The organism is Flagellimonas pelagia (assembly GCF_003584135.1).
Classification (GTDB): domain Bacteria; phylum Bacteroidota; class Bacteroidia; order Flavobacteriales; family Flavobacteriaceae; genus Flagellimonas; species Flagellimonas pelagia.
Genome location: NZ_QXFI01000033.1, coordinates 448,377 through 472,112, shown reverse-complemented (window position 1 = coordinate 472,112; position 23,736 = coordinate 448,377). Strand labels below are relative to the sequence as shown.

The 23,736-nt window shown below is 43.8% G+C and carries 17 protein-coding genes and 1 tRNA gene; 7 read left to right on the top strand and 11 right to left on the bottom strand.

Features of this window, described 5'->3' with window-relative positions:
- Positions 1 to 32: 32 nt before the first annotated feature.
- The 6 genes from D2V05_RS16205 to dnaE all read right to left on the bottom strand — a co-directional run bounded on the left by D2V05_RS16205 (position 33) and on the right by dnaE (position 9,884).
- Complete coding sequence (locus tag D2V05_RS16205; RefSeq protein WP_119646114.1) at positions 33 to 947, bottom strand: IS481 family transposase; 915 nt, start codon at positions 945 to 947, stop codon at positions 33 to 35.
- Between the two features lie 54 nt (positions 948 to 1,001).
- Entirely contained in the window at positions 1,002 to 3,125 is a 2,124-nt protein-coding gene (locus D2V05_RS16200; protein ID WP_119648601.1) for a BspA family leucine-rich repeat surface protein, read from the bottom strand.
- A gap of 744 nt (positions 3,126 to 3,869) precedes the next feature.
- Positions 3,870 to 3,943 (bottom strand) — tRNA-Asp (locus D2V05_RS16195).
- Between the two features lie 127 nt (positions 3,944 to 4,070).
- The gene (locus tag D2V05_RS16190) at positions 4,071 to 5,000 is read right to left on the bottom strand and encodes a DUF58 domain-containing protein (protein WP_119648600.1); all 930 of its coding nucleotides are present in this window, start codon (positions 4,998 to 5,000) and stop codon (positions 4,071 to 4,073) included.
- A gap of 80 nt (positions 5,001 to 5,080) precedes the next feature.
- Positions 5,081 to 5,398 carry a thioredoxin gene (gene trxA / locus D2V05_RS16185; protein ID WP_119638446.1) on the bottom strand — a complete coding sequence of 106 codons (318 nt, stop codon included), beginning with the start codon at positions 5,396 to 5,398 and terminating at the stop codon, positions 5,081 to 5,083.
- Between the two features lie 100 nt (positions 5,399 to 5,498).
- Complete coding sequence (dnaE, locus tag D2V05_RS16180; RefSeq protein ID WP_119648599.1) at positions 5,499 to 9,884, bottom strand: DNA polymerase III subunit alpha; 4,386 nt, start codon at positions 9,882 to 9,884, stop codon at positions 5,499 to 5,501.
- 244 nt (positions 9,885 to 10,128) lie between these two features.
- Here dnaE and D2V05_RS16175 point away from each other — a divergent pair, with 244 nt between their 5' ends.
- The 3 genes from D2V05_RS16175 to D2V05_RS16165 are packed head-to-tail and all read left to right on the top strand — an operon-like array spanning position 10,129 to position 12,706.
- The gene (locus tag D2V05_RS16175) at positions 10,129 to 10,695 is read left to right on the top strand and encodes a 30S ribosomal protein S16 (RefSeq protein WP_119648598.1); all 567 of its coding nucleotides are present in this window, start codon (positions 10,129 to 10,131) and stop codon (positions 10,693 to 10,695) included.
- A gap of 12 nt (positions 10,696 to 10,707) precedes the next feature.
- Positions 10,708 to 11,238: a ribosome maturation factor RimM gene (gene rimM / locus D2V05_RS16170; RefSeq protein ID WP_119648597.1), complete on the top strand. Its 531-nt coding sequence runs from the start codon at positions 10,708 to 10,710 to the stop codon at positions 11,236 to 11,238.
- A 37-nt stretch (positions 11,239 to 11,275) separates the two neighbouring features.
- Positions 11,276 to 12,706 carry a sulfatase family protein gene (locus D2V05_RS16165; protein ID WP_119648596.1) on the top strand — a complete coding sequence of 477 codons (1,431 nt, stop codon included), beginning with the start codon at positions 11,276 to 11,278 and terminating at the stop codon, positions 12,704 to 12,706.
- Between the two features lie 63 nt (positions 12,707 to 12,769).
- On the opposite strand, the gene D2V05_RS16160 is transcribed toward D2V05_RS16165, so the two are convergent.
- Entirely contained in the window at positions 12,770 to 13,345 is a 576-nt protein-coding gene (locus D2V05_RS16160; protein WP_119648595.1) for an OmpW family outer membrane protein, read from the bottom strand.
- Between the two features lie 213 nt (positions 13,346 to 13,558).
- Between D2V05_RS16160 and D2V05_RS16155 the strand changes: the two genes are divergently transcribed.
- Positions 13,559 to 14,269, top strand: coding sequence for a tRNA1(Val) (adenine(37)-N6)-methyltransferase (locus D2V05_RS16155; protein ID WP_119648594.1), 711 nt, complete (start codon positions 13,559 to 13,561; stop codon positions 14,267 to 14,269).
- Between the two features lie 145 nt (positions 14,270 to 14,414).
- Positions 14,415 to 15,593, top strand: a complete 1,179-nt coding sequence (locus D2V05_RS16150; RefSeq protein ID WP_119648593.1) for an acyl-CoA dehydrogenase family protein — start codon at positions 14,415 to 14,417, stop codon at positions 15,591 to 15,593.
- 4 nt (positions 15,594 to 15,597) lie between these two features.
- On the opposite strand, the gene D2V05_RS16145 is transcribed toward D2V05_RS16150, so the two are convergent.
- Both D2V05_RS16145 and D2V05_RS16140 read right to left on the bottom strand, forming a co-directional pair.
- Positions 15,598 to 17,898 (bottom strand): FdhF/YdeP family oxidoreductase, encoded by a 2,301-nt coding sequence (locus D2V05_RS16145; RefSeq protein WP_119648592.1) that lies wholly within the window; start codon positions 17,896 to 17,898, stop codon positions 15,598 to 15,600.
- Positions 17,899 to 17,907: 9 nt separating this feature from the next.
- Positions 17,908 to 18,276, bottom strand: coding sequence for a DUF7009 family protein (locus D2V05_RS16140; protein WP_119648591.1), 369 nt, complete (start codon positions 18,274 to 18,276; stop codon positions 17,908 to 17,910).
- Positions 18,277 to 18,324: 48 nt separating this feature from the next.
- Here D2V05_RS16140 and D2V05_RS16135 point away from each other — a divergent pair, with 48 nt between their 5' ends.
- Together D2V05_RS16135 and D2V05_RS16130 are read left to right on the top strand one after the other, a co-directional pair.
- Positions 18,325 to 19,584 carry a Y-family DNA polymerase gene (locus tag D2V05_RS16135; RefSeq protein ID WP_119648590.1) on the top strand — a complete coding sequence of 420 codons (1,260 nt, stop codon included), beginning with the start codon at positions 18,325 to 18,327 and terminating at the stop codon, positions 19,582 to 19,584.
- A complete protein-coding gene (locus D2V05_RS16130; protein ID WP_119648589.1) occupies positions 19,581 to 20,030 on the top strand; it encodes a LexA family protein in 450 nt (149 codons plus the stop codon). The genes D2V05_RS16135 and D2V05_RS16130 overlap by 4 nt, the downstream gene beginning before the upstream one ends.
- 713 nt (positions 20,031 to 20,743) lie before the next feature.
- Here the strand turns inward: D2V05_RS16130 and hutG are convergent.
- Entirely contained in the window at positions 20,744 to 21,715 is a 972-nt protein-coding gene (gene hutG, locus D2V05_RS16125) for a formimidoylglutamase (RefSeq protein WP_119648588.1), read from the bottom strand.
- 4 nt (positions 21,716 to 21,719) lie between these two features.
- The gene (locus tag D2V05_RS16120) at positions 21,720 to 23,735 is read right to left on the bottom strand and encodes a urocanate hydratase (RefSeq protein ID WP_119648587.1); all 2,016 of its coding nucleotides are present in this window, start codon (positions 23,733 to 23,735) and stop codon (positions 21,720 to 21,722) included.
- Between the last annotated feature and the right edge of the window lies 1 nt (position 23,736).

Genomic DNA, 23,736 nt, shown 5'->3' with positions numbered 1-23,736 from the left:
TGTGCTACTTCAGCTAAAATGGCACTGAATTCTTATTTTTTCAAGTGATACATTAAAATTTCATAGGGTGTCTTTCCCTTAAATGCACCATGTGGTCTATCAAAGTTATAAAAGTCTTCCCATTGCTTTATTTTTTTGTTCAAATCCACGTCGTCGGAGTAGTCCAATAGTTGATAGAACTCCTTTTTGTCCGTGAGGTGCGACCGTTCCACCTTTCCATTGAGCTGGGGTCTTCCGGGCTTTATATAACGGTGCTCCATGCCAAGGTCCTTCACATGCCAATTGAACTTGGATTGGAATTCATGCCCATTGTCGGTTTGGACGGTATGGATTCGGAACGGGAACATACCGACCACATAATCCATAAAGTCAATGGAACTTGATTGGTTGTGCCTTTCATATACTTTCAACGCTCTGATACGTGTGCAATCATCAATCGCCGTGTACTGATACCTTTTTATCTTTTTTCCTTCTTTGGTGTGGAAAACCAAGAACTTGACGTCTACTTGAACATGGTGGCCCGGGGTTTTCTTGGCATAGCGTTTAGGTCCCATCGCTTTTCTGGTAACGGCTCGTTCGAGCGGCTTGATACCATTCCTTTTCAGGGTTCTGTAGACACTTGATTCAGAGACATTGATACTGTGATATCTTTCCAAATACCATTTGATGCGCCATGTGCCAAGTTTGTATTCCTTTCTAAGGTCCAATATCAGATCAACCGTTTTCTGATTGATTCTATTGGGGTAGGTATCAGCTTCCCTCTTTTTCCTTAAAAGACCCTTTGCTCCATGTTTGTCAAACTTTCTTTTCCAATTAAAATAGCTGCTCCTGCTAACATTGAACATTTCACAGGTCTCCTTGACCTTTCCATAATCTTTTGCAAATTCAAGTACTCTTAGTTTGAACTTCCATCTTAAGTATTGCTCAATTTCTCTTGTCTTTTCCATGTCAAAAGTGTCTCTTGATTTATTATCAAAATAGTACACTTTTAGTTGACGTAGTCACAGTCCCTGATTTGAAAAAAGTTCAATTAAGGAAACGTTATTTTCCCCTAACACAATATTCAATGCACCTTTGGTAGGATTAGGATATACTTGAGTTATCAAATACGGATTTTCTATTCTAAAAGTTCCTTCGCATGGAATACTTGATTTTATTTCTATGAGATCCATAGCATCTGCATCTAAAACAAATTCTTTTGATCGGGTTTTTAAAAGTTCACTGCCATTAACAAAAACCGAGTATGGAGCCGTTCCCTGCGATATTTGAACAGCTGTCTTTCCTTCTTCAACATTTGATTTTCCAGACAATTCAGTTCCTGCTTGTAAAGTGAGGGCAAAACATTGTTCGTAGGCTTCAGATGGGACACTAATACATAAAGAGTAATCTCCTGGGGCTAAATCCTCGATCAGTAGTTCAGAGGTGAAAGAATAGTTTTCATCATTTATATTGGCCACATAATCCATACTTTCCAACACATTCACAATAATTTGTGCATTGTTACTGCCAGAACAGGTCTCACTTATGGTTTCAATAATAAAATTATTATAGGGCAACGTAAAAACAGAACAATCCAGTCCGGCATCGATAATATTCCATCCAAACATATTAATGAGGGTTGCTCTTCCTGCCTCTCCCTCACAATAATTACTGTTCCCTCCATTGAATTCAACACCAGCTTGTAAAGTCTGGGTCGACCAAGAGATCAAAGTGCGGTCGTAATTGTCCGTAGACAACTTTATCCCATTAAATATATTTAACATATCCGTAACTGAACTAATGTTCCAAGATTCCAGTGACTGGTTAAAGGAAACGGCTCTATCAAACAAACCATCCATCAAGGTCACATTTCCAACATTCCATCCATGGAGAGGCTGATTGAATTTTGCAGTACCTTGAAACATTCCTCCTAAATCCGTTACACTACTTACATCCCAATCGTTCAATGGTTGGTCAAAAGCATCTGCTTCTTGGAACATAAAAGCCAGTGTGGTCACATTACTTACATCCCAGTTGTTCAATGGTTGATCGAATTTATCGGTAAAAGCGAACATACCGTACATAGTAACAACTGAACTAACATTCCATGAATTTAAGGGCTGGTTGAAGTTGTAATCCGGCCCTCCCCCAAATACAGGTCCCGGGGAAGCACTGAACATATATCTCATATTTGTAACATTACCAACATCCCAACTATCCAGTGGTTGGTCAAAACTATCGGCATCCCGAAACATTTCCTCCATATTGGTAACATTGCTTACGTTCCAATCTCCAAGGGGTAGGTTGAAATTTATGGCACCCAGGAACATTTTTTTCATATTGGTAACCTGGCCAACATTCCAATCATTTAAAGGCTGGTTAAACCCAATATCATCAGGTTGAATTAAATCAAAAGGATCTGTAGGGTCATCAAAACCAAACATGCCTTCCATGTTGGTTACGTTCGCTACGTTCCAATTATTAATATTCTGATTAAAGGAACTAGCATTCGAAAACATATACCTCATATTGACTACATTTTCCACATTCCAATCTGCTAAAGGCTGATTGAAGCGTACCGCATTACTGAAAAGGTATTGCATATTGGTAACATTCCCCACATCCCAATTACTAATATCTTGGTTAAAAGAAGCGGCGTCCCTAAACATGAAACTCATATCATTAACACTGCTCAAATCCGGTATATCTGTTGCATTTATAACAAGATTTACCGCTCCTTGAAAAGCACCGGACATAGATGTCCATTGAATATCACCCCATTGCTCAACCGAAATAATTTTGTCCTTAGCAGAATTATTATCCTTAATATATATTCTTGGAAAACTACCACGGATTCTAATAGTGTACGTGCCTGTTGTACCATAATCATGTGCGGCATCACCTGTAATCCCAAAGTCGTCAAAGGTGCCATCATTATCCCAGTCCACATCATAATTATATCCTGTACCTGTAGTAGGAATAAGTACCGATGTGTTATTGGTGCCTCCCTGGTTATCTGTCTTCCATGTAGTTACGAAATCTGAATTGGAAATTTGCGACTTTAGGCCTGAAGTGCAAATAAAAAATAGAATTAAAAAAGTGTTGCAGTTAAATACAAATTTGGATGGGAATAATCGTATTCTCATTTATTTTATGGTTAGGTTGGTAAAAGAATCGTAAGATAAAAATTAAAATGGTATATTAAACCATAGATATACAAGATGTTATAAAATATCGATTAAATTCCTGTAGAGAAGGCTTTAAATACACATCCATGAAATTAAGACTGCTTTTATGCTGCTGTATTTTTTTATTTAGTTGCAGCAAAGGCAAAGGTTCCGAAACCAATGAAACCTCAACTACCCAAACAGAAAAGCCCGGTACCTGAACGGATGACATTGCCGAGGAAACTGAAGAAGAACCCGTAACAGAGGAAGAATCCATTAGTTTTGAGAATTTTGAAGCTGAGATTACTTCCTTTATGGAAACCTATCAAGTTGCCGGGCTCCAAGTCGTCACAACCAAAGATGAATAATAGGTATATGTTAAGAAATGAAACCATTCAGGAGTTGAAGTACTTCTTATATAATTTTGCCTCGGAATTAGATGTGTCGCTTATTGATGAATATACATCTAATCAAATTTTGGAAGAAATTGACAATTATTACTCGTAATCGAATGATTCTTCTTTTTAAATCTAAAATGCATTTAGCACAGCTTTATAATCCACAAAATAAATCCTTGTAAAATGCTGCAAAGAAGTAAAAAAGAATCAAAAATGCAGCACGAATGCAGCACGCTATAGAGAATGTGATTTTTAGATTAAAATATAATTAACTGAAAATAAACCATATAAAACCAAAAAAGCCCCGATTTCTCGGAGCTTTTTGCGGTCTGGACGGGACTCGAACCCGCGACCCCCTGCGTGACAGGCAGGTATTCTAACCAACTGAACTACCAGACCAATGATTTTATCTTTTAAAGACTCCGACAACGGTCGGATTCAAATCTTGTTCAGATTGCTTTTTTAAAGCGAGTGCAAATATACATTCTCATTTCGGATTCGACAAAACATTTTTTTAAAAATGTGATCAAACAAATTTTTGCCTTTCGATCATGAACGAATTCAATACTTGTGAAAAATCGCCCCGTATATCCACCTCTACATATTTAATTTTGTACTGGGCACATTTGAGCTTCAATGCTTGCTGATAATGCAGTACTTTTTCGGAATAGGCTTTTTGGATGGATTCGGCATATAGATCAATATGTTGCCCTGTCTCCACATCCACAAAACGCTTGGGGGCGCTACCAAAATCAAAATTGATTTCATGCTCATGGTCCATCAAATGGAACAGGGCCACAGCATGCTTATTGTATTTCAAATGACGCAGGGCCTCAAACAGTTTTTCCTCTTCGGTCTCGGTTTGGAACATGTCCGTAAAAAGGAAGATCATGCTCCTTCTGTGGATTTTCTCGGCAATCTGGTGTAAAAAAGTATAGGTCTTTGTCGATTGTGATCCATTTCTCGTGGCTGCCACCTCGTTCAACTTGGAATACAACATCTGAAAATGCCTTTCGCTGTTCTTTTCCGAAGCATAAAAATCATAGGTGTCGGAATAGATGCTCAGACCCACCGCATCCCGTTGCTTTTTAAGGATTTGCATCAAGGCCGCAATGGACAACACCCCATATCCAATTTTGTTGAGGTTGTCCAGGGAAAGATTCTTCACTTCCGGATAATACATGGAAGCCGAATTGTCCAAGATCATGTGGCACCTCAGGTTGGTCTCGTCCTCATACCGTTTGGTGTATAGTCGGTCTGATTTGGCATAGAGTTTCCAGTCGATGTGTTTGGTACTTTCGCCCGAATTGTAAATTTTGTGCTCGGCAAACTCGGCGGAAAAACCATGGAAAGGACTTTTATGGATACCACTGATGAATCCCTCCACGATCTGGTTGGCCAAAAGTTCCAGATGGTTGAAGAGCTGTGCCTTATGTAATTCCGATCGTACGTCCATACCCAGATTGTTGCGACAAGATAAAATAAAAAAGGCTTGGCCAATGCCAAACCTTTTTTAAAATATGATTGTGGGCACTTTTACAATGCCGCGTCAATAGCGTCTGTGTAGACTTTCTTTGGAGAAACCCCAACCTGACGGTTGATCACTTCACCATCCTTGAAAACAAGAACGGTAGGAATGTTACGAACGCCGTACTTGGCCGCAAACTGTTGGTGTGAATCCACATCCACCTTACCAACAACCGCTTTGCCCTCGTATTCTTGACTTACTTCCTCAATGATCGGGCCTACCATTCTACATGGACCGCACCAAGCTGCCCAAAAATCGACAAGAACAGGTTTGTCACTTTTCAAAACCACTTCGTCAAAACTTGCATCTGTTATTTCTAGTGCCATTTTATTTATTTTTTGTTACGCAAAGTTAGTCAATTATTGTGCATGTACCTTACGGTGAGGGCATTCGTTTTCATTATGGTGCTATTTGTATTTGTTATGGTCAATTAAGCTGATAATGAATTTCATGCGCCTCCAATTCGGATAACAGTTCGCTATTGATCTTTACCTTTTGTTTTCTGCTGGATAGTTTGAGCTTGATTTCCTCTTCCATCTCGTAGATCTCAAAATTGAGAGGGTGTTCACCTTTGTATAATCGTAAGGTATCTTTCAATGCCTTGATGCGTTGTTCCTGTAATCGGTCAATATCCAGTTTGATGGTCAACTTTTTGGCAAACGCATCCATCACATCCTGTAGCTGTTTAAAATCGTTGAACTGAAGTCGCGGGTCACCTTTTTTCCCCGTATCCCGGTTTACCCAGCCCTCACGCACAAAGGCCTTGATGTAGACAAAGGAATTGATCATCAGAAAATGGCGGAATTTGAGGTATTCCTCCCCAAAAATCCGGAACTCATACGACTCGTTATAATCCTCCAAAGTGAAGAGTCCCCAGCCCTTTCCGTTTTTTGATACCCTATGCTGCACATCGGTAATGACGCCTGCCACGGAGAGCTCACGATTCACAAATCCTTCCAAATTGGAAAAAGCGGAAACATCGGCATTGCAAAAGGCAGTGATTTCTTTTTTGAAATCATCCAAAGGATGCCCCGAAATGTAGATGCCCACTACCTCTTTTTCCCTTCGCAGTTTTTCCATGGTCCCCCATTCCTCACAAGGGGGAACAATGGGTTCGGGTATTTGCACTTCACTAGCATCCCCAAAAAGGCTTACTTGGGAAGAGTTTTCGTTTTCCTGATATTTGGAACCATACCTGACGGCCTTTTCCAAAAAGGTGATGCCGTCACCCTCATCGTGAAAATATTGCGCACGGTGTGTATCCGTAAAGGAATCGAAACCACCGGCCAAGGCAAGGTTTTCAAATGCCTTTTTGTTGGCGGAACGTAGGTCCACCCGTTTGGCCAAATCGAAAATGGAACGGTAGGCCCCGTCTTTTTTCCGGTTTTCCACAATGGTTTCCACGGCGGAACGCCCCACACCCTTGATGGCGCCCATCCCAAAACGCACGGCGTTGTCCTTGTTTACAGCAAACTTATAGTAGGATTCGTTCACATCAGGACCCAAAACCTGTAGTCCCATCCGCTTACATTCTTCCATAAAGAAGGTCACCTGCTTAATGTCGTTCATGTTGTTGGACAGTACCGCAGCCATATATTCGGCAGGGTAGTGGGCCTTTAAGTAAGCCGTTTGGTAGGCGATGTACGCATAACAGGTGGAGTGGCTCTTGTTGAAGGCATAAGAGGCAAAGGCTTCCCAATCCTTCCAGATTTTCTCCAAGACATCCCTTGGGTGACCGTTCTTTTCACCACCGTCCAAAAACTGGGGTTTCAATTTTTGAAGCAGGGCAAATATCTTTTTCCCCATGGCCTTTCGCAAAACGTCGGCATCACCTTTGGAGAACCCGGCCAACTTTTGGGAGAGCAACATCACCTGCTCCTGGTAGACGGTAATCCCATAGGTTTCTTTCAGGTATTCCTCCATGTCGGGGAGGTCATAGGTAATCTCCTCATCACCGTGTTTCCTGGCGATGAAACTGGGGATGTATTCCATGGGCCCTGGTCTGTACAGGGCGTTCATGGCGATAAGGTCATCAAAAACCGTAGGTTTCAGGTTTTTCATGTGTTTTTGCATCCCAGGGGATTCGTATTGGAATATCCCTACAGTGTCACCTCGCTGAAAGAGTTCATAGGTCTTCTCATCATCCAACGGAAAATCATCGGGAATGAGTTCAACTCCTGTCCTGGCTTTTACGATTTTCACCGTATCCTTGATCAAGGTCAAGGTTTTCAATCCCAAGAAATCCATTTTGAGGAGTCCGGCACTTTCCACCACGGAGTTATCGAACTGCGTTACGTAGAGGTCGGAGTCTTTGGCAGTGGAAACAGGTACGAAGTTGGTAATATCATCGGGTGTGATGATGACCCCACAGGCATGGATGCCCGTATTCCGAAGGGAACCTTCCAACACACGGGCCATGTTCACGGTCTGTCCTTCCAAATCCTCGCTTTCGGAAATGTTCAACAATTCGTTGACTTTTTCCAATTCCTCAGATCGGAACTTTTTCTTCAACTCGGCTTCTTCGGCCCCAAAAATCTTGTTGAGTTTGGACATGTTGGGGATCAACTTGGCAATACGATCCGCATCGCTCAAAGGCAGGTCCAAAACCCTAGCCGTATCCCGAATGGACGATTTGGCGGCCATGGTGCCATAGGTGATGATTTGTGCCACCTGATTGGAACCATACTTGTTGATCACGTATTCCATCACACGACCCCGACCTTCGTCGTCAAAGTCGATATCGATATCGGGCATGGATACCCTATCCGGATTCAGGAAACGCTCAAAAAGGAGATCGTACTTCATCGGGTCGATGTTGGTGATGCCCAAACAATAGGCCACCACCGATCCTGCAGCGGAACCCCTACCCGGACCAACAGAAACATCCATGTTCCGGGCTTCGCGGATAAAGTCTTCCACAATCAAGAAATAACCTGGGTATCCGGAGTTTTTGATGGTCTCTAACTCAAAATCGATGCGTTCGCTGATTTCAGGTGAAATCTCACCGTAACGTCTTTCGGCACCTTGATAGGTAATGTGTTTTAAGTAAGCATTTTCTCCTCGTTTACCACCATCTTCTTCATCTTCCTGTACTTTGAATTCCTCTGGAATGTCGAATTTGGGAAGCAGGATATCGCTGGCCAGATCATAAGGTTCCACTTTGTCCACCAGTTCGTGGATATTCAAAATGGCCTCGGGAATATCCTTAAAAATTTCTTTCATCTCGTCCGAAGACTTGAAATAATATTCCTGATTGGGCAAACCGTAGCGGTACCCGCGTCCACGACCAATAGGGGTGGAGCGTTTTTCGCCATCCTTCACACAAAGCAGAATGTCATGGGCCTCGGCATCATCCTTCGCACAATAATAGGTATTGTTGGTGGCTACTATTTTTACGTTATGATCCTTGGCCAGTTGCACCAGTACTTGGTTTACCCGGTCTTCGTCTTCCTGACCGTGACGCATAAGCTCCACATACAGATCGTCACCAAATTGTTCCTTCCACCACAAGAGTGCTTCCTCGGCCTGCTTTTCGCCAACGTTCAATATTTTGTTGGGCACTTCGCCATAAAGGTTTCCGGTAAGGGCAATCACATTTTCCTTGTATTGCTCCACGATTTTTTTATCGATACGAGGCACGTAGTAGAACCCATCCGTATAAGCGATGGAAGACATTTTGGCCAGGTTGTGATAGCCTTTTTTGTTCTTGGCCAACAACACTATCTGGTAACCGTAATCCTTTACATTTTTATTGGTATGGTCCTCGCAAACGTAAAATTCACAACCCACGATCGGGGTAATTTCCTGTTCCGTGGGTGCCTCCCCTTTTTCCTCGCGTTCCTTGTTGCGGTCCTTTACCCCTTTGTTGTGGGCCATGATTTCTTTCACAAAGTGAAAGGCACCCATCATATTGGCATGGTCGGTAAGGGCAACTGCGGGCATGCCATTATCGGCAGTGGCCTTTACCAAGTCTTTAATATTGATGGTGGACTGGAGCACCGAAAACTGGGAATGGTTATGCAAATGAGCAAACGGGGCATCTTCCAGCGTTTCGATGTTCTCCTGGATTTCCTCTGCGGAAATTTCCCCTGTATCTTTTGCCCAAAGGGCATCCGCAATTTTTTTGGAAGCCGCTTTTAGGTTGATGTGCTTCAGGCCGATGAGTTCGATCTCCTGTGGATTGGCCTCGGAGAATCGCTCAAAATAATCGGGTTGCACATCCAGTTCGTTGGTGGAAAACTGTCTTTTTCTGACCAATTCCAGAAAACAACGGGTGGTGGCCTCTACATCGGCGGTAGCGTTGTGGGCCTCGGCAAAAGGTTCTCCAAAGAGAAATTCATGGAGTTCGGTCAAGGTGGGCAGTTTGAACTTACCTCCACGACCACCCGGAATCTTGCAAAGTTCAGCGGTATGTTCGGTACAGGTGTCCAGAACCGGTAATGCGGTCAAAGGGCTTTCTACTTGATATCTTTGGAACTCGCATCCCATAATGTTGACATCGAAGTCCACATTCTGACCCACCACAAATTTGGTTCGTGATAATGCCTCATTGAATTTGACCAAAACCTCTTCCAAAGGAACGCCCTGTTCCTCTGCCAGTGCCGTAGAAATACCATGGATCTGCTCCGATTCGTACGGAATGTTGAATCCATCGGGCTTGATCAGGAAATCCTGGTGCTCCACCAAATTACCAAGCTCGTCGTGCAATTGCCAAGCAATCTGAACACAACGGGGCCAGTTGTCGGTATCGGTAATGGGGGCATCCCAACGTTTGGGCAAACCGGTGGTTTCCGTATCAAAAATCAAATACATAGGTTATCGGTATGGGTCAAAAAAGCAATGGATAAAAATACGGAAGATGACCTATTCGGTAAAATAGAGTTTTTACGATTTATCAACCAATAAAAAACAAGTAGGGAGTTGTAGGTTAAAAGATTTGGAGTATATTTGCACCCGCTTAACAGACAAGCGATTGATTTCCGATTTCTCGGAAATGACATTTTGAAAAATAAAAGAATTAATAACCAGGGTCGGGCACCCTACAAATTAATGTGATATGCCAGTTAGAATTAGACTTCAGAGACACGGTAAAAAAGGTAAACCATTTTATTGGGTGGTTGCCGCGGATTCAAGATCAAAAAGAGACGGTAAATTTTTGGAAAAATTGGGAACCTATAACCCCAATACCAATCCTGCTACCATCGATTTGGATGTAGATAGTTCCGTAAAATGGTTGCAGAATGGTGCACAACCAACTGATACCGCTAGGGCGATCCTTTCTTACAAAGGAGTTTTGTTGAAGCACCACTTGTTGGGGGGTGTTCGTAAAGGAGCATTGACCGAAGAGCAAGTTGAAGAGAAATTCAACGCTTGGTTGGATGATAAAACCAACAAGATCCAAGCTAAAAAAGATGGTTTGAGCAAAGCTGATGCTGATGCTAAGGCCAAAGCGTTGGAAGCTGAGAAAGAAGCCAACGAAAAAAGGATCGCTGCTGCCGCTCCTGTTGAGGAAGTAGTGGAAGAAGTTGCCGAGGAAACTGCAGAGGTAGCTGCCGAAGAGGCTCCAGTTGAAGAAACAGCTGAAGCTCCTGCTGCTGAAGAAGCTTCCAAAGAAGAAGAATAAGACCAAGGAACGATGCGCAAGGAAGATTGCTTCTACCTGGGCAAAATCGTTTCAAAATATAGTTTTAAGGGTGAGGTGTTGGTTAAATTGGACACCGATGAACCCGATATCTACGAAAATATGGAATCAGTATTTGTTTCTTTGGGAAACAATCTGGTTCCATTTTTTATTGACCGCTGTCGACTGCACAAATCCGATCTGCTCCGCATCGACTTTGAAGAAGTAAAGGATGAATCCTCTGCGGACAAGATTATTGGTTGCGAATTGTTCCTTCCTCTTTCCCTTTTGCCTCCGTTGACGGGTGACAAGTTTTATTTTCATGAGGTGATAGGTTTCACTTTAATGGATGAGGTGCATGGCGATATTGGTGTGATCCAATCCATAAACGATAATGCTTCCCAAGAGCTTTTTGAGGTGACTAAGGATGGTAAGGAACTCCTGATTCCCATCAGCGATGAAATCATCACCAAAGTGGACCGCAAGAACAAAACCATCCATGTAAAAACCCCTGAAGGGTTGGTAGATCTATATCTGGGTGAGTAAATAAGCTTTTTGGCTATATTTATCAAAACCTTTTTTCATGCACCGATTTATTGTTCTGGCCATACTTTTTGGTATGGGACTTGTTGTCGAAGACAAGCCACAAGTTAAAAAGCCCGATACCCCACCCAATATTGTATTGATCTTTACTGATGACCAAGGGTATCAAGATGTGGGCGTTTTTGGCTCCCCAAACATCAAGACCCCGAACCTGGACCAAATGGCCGCTGAAGGACTGCAATTGACCAGTTACTATGCCGCGCAAGCGGTCTGCTCCGCTTCTAGGGCAGGGATTTTAACGGGTTGCTACCCAAACCGGATTGGTATCCACAATGCTTTGGGCCCCGATAATACCCATGGCATCAATGCATCGGAAACCACTATTGCAGAAATGTTGAAGGAAAAAGGGTATGCTACGGCAATCTATGGAAAATGGCATTTAGGTCATCACAAACAATTTTTGCCTACCCGCCATGGGTTCGACGAATGGTTCGGCATCCCTTATTCCAATGATATGTGGCCGAAGCATCCGCAACAAGGAACCATTTTCAACTTTCCAGATCTTCCATTGTATGAAAACGAAAAAGTCATCGGTATTCTCGAAGATCAATCGCAGCTGACCACACAGATTACGGAACGAAGCGTAGATTTCATCAAAAGAAACAAGGATAAGCCCTTCTTTTTGTATGTGCCCCATCCGCAACCGCATGTACCGTTGTTTGTTTCGGAAAAATTCAAGGGAAAATCGGAAAGAGGTTTGTATGGTGATGTGATCATGGAAATCGATTGGTCGGTTGGCCAGATCATGAAGGCATTAAAGGATAACGGATTGGAGGAAAACACCTTGGTCATCTTTACTTCCGATAATGGTCCTTGGTTGTCGTATGGTAATCACGCTGGAAGTGCTTTGCCTCTTCGGGAAGGTAAGGGTACCGCTTGGGAAGGAGGTCAACGGGAACCCTGTATCATCAAATATCCTAAAAAATTAAAAGGGGGCAAGATCATTGATGTTCCCATGATGGCCATTGATTTTTTGCCAACACTGGCAGAACTTACCCAAGCTCCACTGCCAGAGCAGGTCATTGATGGTAAAAGTGTGTGGAAAATTTTGACTGGAGAACGGGAAGAGCCGGTGCAGGAAGCGTATTTCTTTTATTATCGCGTGAATGAAATGTTCGGGGTGCGTTACGGCAAATGGAAATTGTATTTTCCCCATCGATACCGTACTATGGAAGGACAGGAACCTGGCAAGGATGGGCAACCGGGAGAGTATCGTATGGTCGATTTAAAAGAAATTGAATTGTACGATTTGGAGAGTGACATAAGTGAGGCCACCAACGTGGCGGCCCAACACCCTGATGTGGTTGCCGAAATCGAAAAATTGGCCAATGACATGAGGTACAGGTTGGGGGATTCCCTCAAAGACATGAAAGGCGCAGAAACTAGGGAACCTGGAAGGTTACAACGATAATAATTTTCAGGAAATTAAAAAGGGGCAATCCCGCCCCTTTCTGTTTTAAGAATTATGAAAGTTTTATTTTTTCCATTTGCCACCGCCAACGTAGAAGCCTAATGAAATTCCAAAATAGGAGTTCTTCTGTTCAACCCCATCACCAAAATCGGTCTTTCCAATTAAGTTGTATGTTGCGGCCAGTCGGAACTTTCCTGCCTCAAAACCAGCTCTAACAAGCCCTCCAAATTTACCATCGACCTTAACTTCGCCTGATCCAACCCCGCCAATATCCAATTTTGCATTGGCCAAGGAATTATAACCTGCACCAGCTCCCAAAAAGGGTGCAAAAGAAGAACTTCCAGAGTTGAAGTAATAGTCAAAAGTGGCGGAATAGGACATACTGGCTGCCAGTTCTGCTTCTACAGAAATGCCACTTTCAGTAATGTTTTTGGCCATAGCTGCAGATTCAAATCGCAGACCTATGTTCATGTTGTCGGCAATATTATACTTAGGTTCCAAGGCAATCAGGACTCCGCCTCCTCCATCGGGCATGGCGTAACCCAAATCCATTCCGACCCTAAATTTTCCTTGTTCCTGTGCGTGGCTCAGTTGGCTCATGGAAACCAAAGCGATGATGACAAAAATGATTTTTTTCATAATAAATAGTGTGTATAAGATTGGTAAATGATTTGGACAAGGTTTTTCCTTGTCTACTTGGGTTGCGAAATAACCTTAATCGATTAAAGAAAACATCTTAGATCTTATGGAAGGGATATTTGAATTTATCAGACCAAGGTTTGAATTGATATATGTAGTTCAATTACTGAGAGACTCTATTTCTTTAAAAGAAGAAAAAGTACCTTTGGTAAAATGAAGCCATTTCAGTTTAAAGAATTCACGGTTTATCAAGACCAATGCGCCATGAAGGTGGGTACGGACGGTGTGCTTTTGGGTGCTTGGACCTCTTTGGAACATCAGCCTGAAACCATTTTGGATGTGGGAGCAGGAACGGGTTTGATTGCATTACAACTCGCACAGCGTTCCGTTGCTGAAACCATTGATGCCATTGAATTGGATGAGGCCGCCTATGAACAATGTGTTTCCAATTTTGAAGGATCGCCTTGGGCGGACCGATTGTTTTGCTACCATGCCGGTTTTGATGAATTTGTGGACGAAATTGAAGATCAATACGATTTAATCGTTTCCAATCCACCATTTTACTCAGAAGAAGTTGCTAGTGGTGATGTGTCGAGAGACCAGGCCAGACAGAACAGCTCCCTTCCTTTTGATGAATTAGTGGTGGGTGTTGCCCAATTGCTTTCGGAAAATGGACGCTTTTCGGTCATTGTTCCCCACAAGGAAGAATTGAATATATTGGAATTGGCCAATCAAAATCAATTGTACCCCCAACGGATCACAAGGGTGAAAGGAAATGCCAATGTGGAATACAAAAGAAGTTTAATGGAATTCGGTTTTGAAAAAGGGGAAGTGCAGATTGATGAACTTATCATTGAAACGGAACGCCATCAGTATACGGATGCATACATTAAACTGACCGAAGCATTTTATTTAAAAATGTAACAATACTGAAGTGAAATGTTATATTTCGTTATTATATTTGGCGGACACTCCGCATGGGTGCTGAGCGCAGTCGAAGCATAATACAGAACTCACACTAAAATTAAGATTCCTGCTTTTACAGGAATGACATATTAAATGATAATATATGAAGCCCGATCTATTTGAAGCCCCGGATTACTACAATCTCGATGATCTTTTTTCCGAAGAACACAAACTGGTGCGCGATGCGGCCCGACAGTGGGTAAAAAGGGACATATCCCCCATCATTGAGGAATTTGCCCAAAAGGCTGAATTTCCCAAACAAATTATTGGTGGATTGGCAGAGATCGGTGCTTTTGGTCCGTACATTCCCGAACAATATGGAGGGGCTGGTTTAGATCAGATCAGTTATGGGTTGATCATGCAGGAAATTGAGCGTGGTGATAGTGGGGTGCGCTCCACGGCATCGGTACAATCCTCCTTGGTCATGTATCCCATTTATGCCTACGGTTCCGAAGAGCAAAGGCAAAAATATTTACCTAAATTGGCTTCTGGGGAATGGATGGGCTGTTTTGGACTTACCGAACCCAACCACGGGTCCAATCCTGGTGGTATGGAAACCAAGTTCAAGGATATGGGCGATCATTATCTTTTGAATGGTGCCAAACTTTGGATCTCCAACTCGCCTTTTGCTGATGTTGCGGTGGTCTGGGCCAAGAATGAGGAAGGAAGGATCCACGGTTTGATTGTGGAACGTGGAATGGAAGGCTTCTCCACTCCGGAAACTCATAACAAATGGTCGTTGCGGGCATCCGCTACAGGAGAACTGATATTCGATAACGTTAAAGTGCCCAAAGAAAATTTACTTCCTGGTAAAAGTGGCTTGGGTGCTCCACTAGGGTGTTTGGATTCCGCCCGATATGGCATTGCTTGGGGAGCCATTGGTGCTGCCATGGATTGTTACGATACCGCCCTTCGATATGCCAAGGAACGCATTCAGTTCGGGAAACCGATCGCAGCCTTTCAACTTCAGCAGAAAAAATTGGCAGAAATGATCACAGAAATTACCAAAGCACAATTGTTGGCGTTTCGTTTGGGTCAATTAAAGAATGACGGTAGGGCAACTACGGCCCAAATCTCCATGGCGAAGCGTAACAATGTGGAAATGGCCATCAAAATTGCCCGTGAGGCACGGCAAATGTTGGGAGGTATGGGTATCACGGGCGAATACAGCATCATGCGCCACATGATGAACCTTGAAAGTGTGATTACTTATGAAGGAACCCACGACATCCACCTATTGATTACAGGGGCTGACATTACTGGAATCCCAGCTTTCAAATAACAGGTTAGGTTACTTTTTCCACGGTAACCCTGATTGATTTACTGATGGGAGTGTGGCTCTTGTCCGCAAAATGGTTATAGGGCACCAGCATGTTCGTTTCCGGGAAATAAGCAGCCATGTTCCCTTTGGGAATGTCGTAAGGGACCACCAAAAATTGTTCAGCGGTACGTTTGATGCCATCGTAAAGGCTATGCAGGTTGACCACATCCAGTTTTTGCAATTTTCGTTTATCCATATCCTCTTGATTCATAAAAACCACCCGGCGTTCATTGTGGATGCCCCGGTAGCGATCGTTCAATCCGTAAATAGTGGTATTGAATTGGTCATGCGACCGAATCGTCATCAACAATAATTCATCTTTTTTAAGCTGATGGTCCGGTAAGGTGTTGAAGGTGAGTTGTGCCTTTCCGTTGGGCAACATCCTGAAATTGCGTTCCCTCACATTGTTGGGTAGGTAATAGCCAAAACCCTTGGAACGCTTGCTCGTATTTTCAAAACCCTTTACGGTCTTGTCAATATAACCTCGGATAAGATTATAGTCCTGTCCCAAGGCGTGCCAATCCATGGGATGATTTCCTTTAAAATAAGTGTGGGCCATCAATGCAATGATCTCCGGTTCACTTTTGATGTGTTCCGAAGCAGGTTTCAGCAACCCTTTACTTTGACGCACTTTGCCCGTACTGCTTTCCATGGTCAAAAACTGTAGGGTCCCGTTCTTTTCATCTTTTTCGGAACGTCCAAATGTTGGTAGCAGCAACGCTGTTTGACCAGTGACCAAATGGCTGCGGTTCAATTTGGTGCTGATTTGCACGGTAAGGTTGCATTGTTGAACGGCCTTTGCGGTGTATGCCGTATCTGAAGCAGCCATCAAAAAGTTGCCTCCCAGGCAGATGAATACTTTTGCATGGCCATCATGCATTGCTTTTATGGCATCGACCGTATCAAAGCCAGGTTTGGTCGGTGGGTCAAACTTGAGATGCTCCTTGATTTTTTTGTTCAACGTTTGGTTCACATAGTGCATGATGCCAACGGAACGGTCACCTTGCACATTGCTGTGTCCACGAACAGGGCAAGTGCCGGCAAAAGGTTTTCCAATGGCGCCTTTCAGGAGTAATATGTTCACGTATTCTTGAATGCATTGTACCGCATTTTTGTGCTGGGTGAGTCCCATGGCCCAGCAAACGATGATCTTGGAATTTTCTGCCAATAATTGGACAGCTTGGTCAATTTTTCGCATGGAAACCCCAGTCCTTCGTTGAAGCGCTTCATTATGGTAACGGGCCAAATCCTGTAAAAGGGCATCATAGCCATCTACGTGGTCCACAATGAATTCATGGTCCAGCACATTGGATTTTTTGGCATCCAAGGCAACCAATTTTTTCAAAATGAGTTTGGCTAAGGCGATATCCTCATTGATCTTAACAGGTAAATGGATGTCGGCCATGGCCTGTCCACTTCCTAACATATCAGATACGCTCTGCGGATTTTTGAAATGTACCAATCCCGTTTCTGCTAAAGGGTTGATGCTGATAATCTTTCCACCGTTTTTTTTGCATTTTTCGAGTGCCGATAACATTCTGGGATGATTGGTCCCCGGATTTTGCCCCACCACCAAAATGACCTCCGCACCATAAAAATCATCCAAGGTCACGGAACCTTTGCCTATACCCAAGGTTTCAGAAAGGGCCACACCAGATGATTCATGGCACATATTGGAACAATCCGGCATGTTATTGGTGCCAAAGGCACGTGCGAACATCCCGTATAAAAAAGCGGCCTCATTGCTGGATCGGCCCGAAGTATAAAAAATGGCCTCATTGGGATCGTTGAGTCGGTGGAGCTCTTCAGAAATCAATTCAAAGGCTTTCGTCCATGCAATCGGCTCGTAATGAACACTGTTTGGTTTTAGAACCAGAGGTTCCACAACTCTTCCCAATTTGTTCAGTTCGTAATCCGAGAGCTGGGATAATTCTTCCACGGAGTGTTGGGCAAAGAAATCTGCCCCAATCTGCTCTTTGGTGGCCTCATCGGCCAAGGCCTTGGCGCCATTTTCACAATATTCGGCAATCTTGGAGGGATGTTCTGGAACCGGCCAGGCGCAACTTGGACAGCGAAACCCGTCCTCTTGGTTCATTTCGAGCAAGGCCTTCATGGATTTGGCAATCCCCATCTCCTTAAAACTGTGCCGAAGCGCTTCCGTAACCCCCAAAAGTCCGGCTGCGGTATGCATGGGTTCCTTAAGTCTCAGCCCAGTGAATTGGGTATCGCCGGTCAGTGAAATATTCCGTTTGATGTCTTTATCCATTGGTTCGGCTTAGCATTGTAATTTTGGGTTGGGGTAATTGTCCGATTGGTCTTCAGAAGTATTCTCCAAGCAGGTAAAGTCTTTTTCCACGAGTAGATGGAGTTTTTTTCCTTCGGGAAGTGGCATTTCATGTTCAAAACCAACGATTTCTTTCTGGAACCAATCCTTGCCGTCCGTTTCGGGAATGGATAACACTATTCCGTTTTGGGCATAGAATGCTTCTAGGTTTTGGATTCCTTTCATCAACTGTACCCGATATTGAAAAGTTTGTGCGCCAAATTCGGTGGTCTCTTGTACCGATCCGGTTTCGGATAACTGTTTCACTTCACTCTGGGTCAGTCGAAAACGCACTGAATTGCCTTTGATTCGTATCTTCATTACAACAAATTTCCTATGTAATTTAGGAAAAATCGAGTACTTTGGAGCATGTTTGCCTTGGTGGATTGTAATAACTTCTATGCTTCTTGTGAACGGGCTTTTCAACCGCAGTTCAACAATGTTCCCGTGGCCATTTTGTCCAATAATGATGGCTGTTTCATCTCGCGAAGTGATGAGGCCAAAGAATTGGGCCTGCCTATGGCCGCCCCTGCCTTCAAGTATCGAAAGTTTTGTGAGGACCATGGCATTAAGATGTTTTCTTCCAATTATCCCTTGTATGGGGATATGAGTACCCGGGTAATGAATATTTTGGGCACATTCACACCGGACATGGAAGTGTACAGTGTGGATGAAGCTTTCCTTAAGTTCGATGGTTTCAAGAATTATGATTTTGATGTGTACGGAAGGGAGATCCAACGAACCGTTCAAAAGTGTACCGGAATTCCCGTCAGTATAGGAATAGCACCTACAAAAGCTTTGGCCAAGGTTGCCAATAAGATTGCCAAAAAAATGAGGTCCAAAACAGGGGGAGTATATGTGATCCAATCCGAAGAAAGACGTATAAAAGCATTAAAATGGACCAAGATAGAAACGGTTTGGGGCATCGGGCACGGAAATTTGAAACGGGTACAGACCCAAAATGTAAAAACCGCCTATGACTTTACCCAATTGTCGGATGAATGGGTGAGAAAACAAATGGCAATCATAGGGTTGAGGTTGAAAAAGGATTTGCAAGGCATCCCAACATTGGATTTGGATGATGATACACGGGACAAAAGAGCCATTGCCACTACAAGAAGTTTTGAAAGCACATATTCCGATGTCGAAAATATCAAGGAGCGTATCTCCACCTTTGCCAGTAGCTGTGCCGAAAAATTGCGGAACCAAGGCAGTAGTTGCAACCACATTGTGGTGCTGTTGCGAAGCGATAGGCATAAAAAGGACGAGCCACAGGACAGGAGTAGTGTCATCGTTACATTGCCTTATGCCACGGATTCAAGCTTGACCATAAGCAATTATGCCGTTAAGGCCGCGATTTCCATATTTAGGCCAGGAATCAAATACAAGAGGGCAGGGGTGATCGTATCGGGTTTGGTGCCCACCAATGCAAGGCAATTGGATCTGTTTCTATCCGAAAATCCAAAGCACCATAAAATCATGGAGGTGATGGATGACATCAACGATAAGTACGGGGGCTATAAGATGAAGATTGCCAACCAAGATTTGGAAAGAACCTGGAAGATGCGCCAAGAACACCTTTCGCCAAGGTACACGACAAACATCAATGAAATTATTACGGTGAAATGATTCCTAAAAAACCGATAAACACTGAATCACTCACTTTTTTTTCTCCCGATGAGGAAGGGGAAATGGGCATTCCTCTGTCCAACAATGCCGTTTCTGCGGGGTTTCCTTCTCCTGCGGATGATTTTAAGGAAAAGCGGATCAGTCTTGATCGAACATTGATCAAAAACAAGGAGGCTACCTTCTATGCAAGGGTAAGTGGAAAATCGATGATCGGGGCTGGGCTCGATGACGGAGACCTTTTGGTCATAGACCGGAGTTTGGAGGCGGAGCATGGAAAAATAGCCGTTTGCTTTTTGGATGGAGAGTTCACGGTAAAACGATTGCATATTGAAAAGAATTCCATCACATTGATGCCCGAAAATGAAAATTACAAACCCATAAAAGTCTCCAAGGACAGCGATTTATTGATTTGGGGAGTGGTCACTTATGTCATAAAAGCATTATAGCCAATAGATTTCTTAGTCGCAAGCTCTTTCGAAATGACGTTGGGGTCATTAGATATATGAAACAAACAGTGAATTTTGTTACTGACAATCATAGATTGGTTTGTCATTTCGAACGAATGTGAGAAATCTAATATCATATTTGGATAGCTTTCTGAGGTTGGATAGGCATGGGTCATCTCGAGCGTAGTCGAGAGATAGTTTTGAGAGCAGCAATTTTATGAGGTCTCAACTGCGCTCGGCCTGACAATAAATAGCGAATTTAAAAGGTGCTATTTCAAAAAGAAGCAATTGAATCCTATAAATCCAAAACCTTTACTATCTTTGTCCTGTTGTGTTGGATTTCAATCCCAGCGATTGGAATCAGGTTGAAGCATCGAAGCGATGCTTGCCAATGAAAGGCTTTCCGTTTGGAAGGCTTTTTTTGTTTGTGGTTGAACTAATTCCGCCGAAAAGCGGAATCCTCTTCTTGATATGTATTAGTGAAAATTAGTGCCATTCGTGTCAAACCATTCCTTGCATTAGATTCTTCACTCCGTTCAGAATGACAATTGGATTTCTCAATCGTCGCTAAGCTCCTCATTTCGAAATGACGTGTTACTCTTTTTATTGTTTTTGTTCTGGAATCATAAATTTCCCTATTTTCATTTCGAACCGAATACCGATTAAGTATCGGTAGAGTGTGAGAAATCTCAGAATGACGATTCAAGGTAATGTCAACTCCCTGAAACCGTATGCGCTACATGGTGCACCAAAGAAGCGGCCAGTTTGGCTGTTTGCCCATCAATGTCATACTTGGGGTTCATCTCAGCAATGTCCAAACTGATCAGTTTACCAGTGGAGATAATGGTCTTTAGGCATTCCAAAACAATGTGCGGGGTAAAACCCATGGGTGAAGCAGCACTTACCCCTGGAGCAAACGCCGAGGAAAACCCGTCCAGATCGATGGTGACATACACTTGGTCCACGTTTTTCGCAAAAGCGTTGATCCAAGTGGTAATTTCTTGTAATAGTGGAACTTGAAAGGTGTCGTTCATGACATAAGTAACATCCAGATCCCGGGCGGTTTGAAAAAGATTGCGGTCATTGGCATCTTTTCGGATACCGAGGCAGAGGTAATTAAAATTGATGCCTTCTTTCTGGGAATCTTGGGCGATCTGATAAAATGGGGTGCCGGAATTGCCCTGTTCCGTATTTTTCCGAAGGTCGAAATGGGCATCAAAATTAATGATACCGATGGTCTGGCCTTCCTTTTTTGCATCCAGGTATTGCTTAATGCCACAATAATGGCCATAGGCCATATCGTGCCCGCCACCCAGCACAATAGGAAATTGCTTTTTTTCCAAAAGAATGGCAACGGCTTCGGCAAGTTGGTCCTGAGATGCTTCCATATCACTATTGGTGCAGGTGATGGAGCCCACATCGTGCAACAAAACATGACTGGCCAAGTGGTTGGGCATTTTTCCAAAACTGCTTTTTATGGCATCCGGTCCATCCACGGCTCCGACCCTTCCTTGGTTGCGGTGCACCCCGGCATCACAGGCATAACCCAATAGGGCGATGGATTTTTTCTGGGCTTCGGGAATTTCGACCAAGGGGGTACAATGCACTTTTTCGTGGAGGTACAACCACTTGTTGGAAATGCGTCCTGTCCAGAGGTTCTTTTTTGGGGGCTCGTAGTGTTTCATCACATTAAAAAAGGTCGTCCAGTATATTCGGTTCCACCAGATTTGGTAAAGTTACCCTTAAATTTGGAGTACGGTCCATTTCTCGTTGAATGGCAAACAACGCTTCTTTGTTACGGGCCCAACTTCTTCGGGATATACCGTTGTTCACATCGTAGAACAACATCTTTTTCAATCGGTTGGAAGCTTCCTCCGAACCATCCAGCACCATACCAAAGCCCCCGTTGATGACCTCGCCCCAACCTACACCACCACCATTGTGGATGGATACCCAGGTGGCTCCCCTAAAGCTGTCGCCAATCACATTGTGGATGGCCATATCAGCAGTGAACTTGCTGCCGTCATAAATATTGCTGGTCTCCCTAAAGGGAGAATCGGTTCCGCTTACATCGTGGTGGTCGCGACCCAAAACCACTGGGGCACTGATCTCGCCATTGGCAATGGCCGTATTGAAGGCATCGGCAATCTTGCTTCTCCCTTCGGCATCGGCATATAGGATACGGGCCTGGGAACCCACTACCAATTTGTTCTGCTCCGCTTCGGAGATCCATTTGATGTTGTCCTGCATTTGTTGTTGGATTTCCTCCGGAGCCTCCGCTTTGATTTTTTTCATGATTTCCAACGCAATGGCATCCGTTTTTTGAAGATCTTTTGGATTGCCCGAAGTACACACCCATCTAAAAGGTCCAAAACCATAATCAAAACACATGGGCCCTAAAATATCCTGTACATACGAAGGATATCTAAAATCGATGTTGTTTTTGGCCATCACATCGCCACCGGCACGGGAAACTTCCAACAAAAAGGCATTCCCGTAATCAAAAAAGTAAGTGCCTTTGGCCGTGTGTTTGTTAATGGCGTTGATCTGCCTGCGGAGGGATTCCTGTACTTTTTCCTTGAACGCTTCGGGATTTTCGACCATCAAGGTATTCGCTTCTTCAAACGAAAGCCCAACGGGATAATACCCGCCTGCCCAAGGATTGTGCAAGGAAGTCTGATCGGAACCTAGGTGTACAAAAATGCCTTCCTCATAAAAATGCTCCCAAACATCCACCACATTACCTATGTAGGCCAAGGATACGGTTTCTTCGTTGGCAATGGCTTCCTTTACCCGAACCATCAACAATTGAAGGTCTACCAAAAGTTCATCCACCCAACCTTGTTCGTGCCTTTTTTTGGCCGCTTCGGGATTCACTTCGGCACAAACAGTAATACAGCCAGCAATGTTGCCAGCTTTGGGTTGTGCCCCGCTCATGCCTCCCAATCCTGCGGTCAGGAACACTTTCCCCTTTGGTGAATCCTTCTTGTCCAACACTTTTCGGAAGGCGTTCATCACGGTAATGGCCGTTCCGTGCACAATGCCTTGTGGACCTATGTACATGTAAGAACCGGCAGTCATCTGTCCATATTGTGTAACACCCAAAGCATTGTATTTTTCCCAGTCGTCGGGTTTGGAATAGTTGGGGATCATCATCCCGTTGGTGACCACCACCCTTGGGGCCTCTTTGGATGATGGGAACAATCCCATCGGATGCCCGGAATACATGTGCAGGGTCTGTTCCTCTGTCATGGTCGCCAAATATTTCATGGTCAACAGGTATTGAGCCCAATTTTGAAAAACGGCCCCGTTGCCTCCATACGTGATGAGTTCTTCGGGATGTTGTGCCACCGCTGGGTTCAAATTGTTTTGGATCATCAGCATAATGGCCGCCGCTTGATGGGTTTTGGCAGGATATTCCGAAATAGGCCGGGCATACATATCATATTCCGGTTTAAAGCGGTACATGTAGATTCTTCCATACGTTTTCAGTTCTTCGGCAAATTCATGGGCGAGTTCCCCATGCCATTTTTTCGGAAAATAACGCAGCGCATTTTGCACGGCCAATTTCTTCTCTTCTTTGGAGAGGATGTCTTTCCGTTTTGGTGCTGGATTCCCGTTTTTGGGATAGGGCCTTTTAGCGGGAAGTTGCTCCGGAATTCCTTGTAATAGCTGTGCTTGAAAATTGGTCAATGTTGTGGTCATG

Coding starts and splice junctions, on each gene's coding strand:
- D2V05_RS16205 (WP_119646114.1), bottom strand. CDS start 947: ATGGAAAAGACAAGAGAAATTGAGCAATACTTAAGATGGAAGTTCAAA.
- D2V05_RS16200 (WP_119648601.1), bottom strand. CDS start 3,125: ATGAGAATACGATTATTCCCATCCAAATTTGTATTTAACTGCAACACT.
- D2V05_RS16190 (WP_119648600.1), bottom strand. CDS start 5,000: ATGGACGTACGATCGGAATTACATAAGGCACAGCTCTTCAACCATCTG.
- trxA (WP_119638446.1), bottom strand. CDS start 5,398: ATGGCACTAGAAATAACAGATGCAAGTTTTGACGAAGTGGTTTTGAAA.
- dnaE (WP_119648599.1), bottom strand. CDS start 9,884: ATGTATTTGATTTTTGATACGGAAACCACCGGTTTGCCCAAACGTTGG.
- D2V05_RS16175 (WP_119648598.1), top strand. CDS start 10,129: ATGCCAGTTAGAATTAGACTTCAGAGACACGGTAAAAAAGGTAAACCA.
- rimM (WP_119648597.1), top strand. CDS start 10,708: ATGCGCAAGGAAGATTGCTTCTACCTGGGCAAAATCGTTTCAAAATAT.
- D2V05_RS16165 (WP_119648596.1), top strand. CDS start 11,276: ATGCACCGATTTATTGTTCTGGCCATACTTTTTGGTATGGGACTTGTT.
- D2V05_RS16160 (WP_119648595.1), bottom strand. CDS start 13,345: ATGAAAAAAATCATTTTTGTCATCATCGCTTTGGTTTCCATGAGCCAA.
- D2V05_RS16155 (WP_119648594.1), top strand. CDS start 13,559: ATGAAGCCATTTCAGTTTAAAGAATTCACGGTTTATCAAGACCAATGC.
- D2V05_RS16150 (WP_119648593.1), top strand. CDS start 14,415: ATGAAGCCCGATCTATTTGAAGCCCCGGATTACTACAATCTCGATGAT.
- D2V05_RS16145 (WP_119648592.1), bottom strand. CDS start 17,898: ATGGATAAAGACATCAAACGGAATATTTCACTGACCGGCGATACCCAA.
- D2V05_RS16140 (WP_119648591.1), bottom strand. CDS start 18,276: ATGAAGATACGAATCAAAGGCAATTCAGTGCGTTTTCGACTGACCCAG.
- D2V05_RS16135 (WP_119648590.1), top strand. CDS start 18,325: ATGTTTGCCTTGGTGGATTGTAATAACTTCTATGCTTCTTGTGAACGG.
- D2V05_RS16130 (WP_119648589.1), top strand. CDS start 19,581: ATGATTCCTAAAAAACCGATAAACACTGAATCACTCACTTTTTTTTCT.
- hutG (WP_119648588.1), bottom strand. CDS start 21,715: ATGAAACACTACGAGCCCCCAAAAAAGAACCTCTGGACAGGACGCATT.
- D2V05_RS16120 (WP_119648587.1), bottom strand. CDS start 23,735: ATGACCACAACATTGACCAATTTTCAAGCACAGCTATTACAAGGAATT.